This is a genomic window from Peribacillus sp. P4_C12, from assembly GCF_056402095.1.
Genome location: NZ_JBFUIB010000903.1, coordinates 1 through 1,080, shown reverse-complemented (window position 1 = coordinate 1,080; position 1,080 = coordinate 1). Strand labels below are relative to the sequence as shown.

Genomic DNA, 1,080 nt, shown 5'->3' with positions numbered 1-1,080 from the left:
GAATAATGGAAACATCAGACCTGTGATTACGATTTTCAAACAAAAAGATGATGAAAAAAAGGTGGATATTTGGAATCACCAGCTTATCCGCTACGCAGGGTATGAAACAGAACATGGTGTTATTGGAGATCCAAGTTCAGTAGAATTTACGAAGCAATGCCAAGCGTTAGGGTGGGAAGGGAAATTTGGATCTTTTGATGTTTTACCACTTGTAGTCCAGTTGGACGGAAAAGAACCGAAACTTTATGAAATTCCTAAAGAGCTAGTTAAAGAAGTTCCAATCAGCCATCCTGAATTTTCCTGGTTCACAGATCTTGAGATTAAATGGTATGCAGTTCCAATCATTTCAGGCATGAGACTTGAAATCGGCGGTATTACATATTCTGCTGCACCATTTAATGGCTGGTATATGGGGACGGAGATTGGTGCGAGAAACCTTGCAGATGAGGATCGCTACAATATGCTTCCCAAAATAGGCGAGAAGATGGGTTTGAATATTAAACGGGAATCTAATCTATGGAAAGATCGAGCCTTGATTGAATTAAATGAAGCGGTCCTTTATTCCTTTAAAAAATATGGCGTTAGCATTGTGGATCACCATACAGCCGCTAAACAGTTCAAGAAATTTGAGGAAAGAGAATCCTCTTGTAACCGAAAAGTAACGGGGGATTGGACATGGTTAATTCCTCCAGTCTCACCAGCTACGACACACGTTTTTCATAAACCGTATAACAATGAAATAATGAAGCCGAATTTCTTTTATCAAAAGCCTCCATATAATTAGAGGTTTACGTTAACTTACATTGGGTATATTTATATTAATCCAACGTAAGGAGGAAGGTAATGATGGCATTAGGAAGAAACGTAGTATTGCTAGGAGTCGGAGTTGCCGGAGTCTCGTTTTTATCAACAAAAACGAACAGAGGAAAAGTGAAGGATATATGGACCAATGCAAAAGATAAGACTATGAGCTTATGGCAAAAAAAGCATTCAGATTTGGATCCTTTAATTGAAAAGGCAGGTCACCCGGATCCGTATGATCATGAAGATAATAAAATGGTTGACGAAGGCGCTATGTAC

Annotated in this window: 2 protein-coding genes; both read left to right on the top strand. The window is 38.9% G+C overall.

The annotated features are described in order from the left end of the window. Positions 1-784: nitric oxide synthase oxygenase (locus AC1DUW_RS30090; protein WP_477644350.1), on the top strand; the 784-nt coding region annotated here is incomplete at its 5' end. Between the two features lie 59 nt (positions 785-843). Continuing rightward, the coding region (locus AC1DUW_RS30085; protein WP_477644349.1) for a hypothetical protein at positions 844-1,080 on the top strand (237 nt) is incomplete at its 3' end.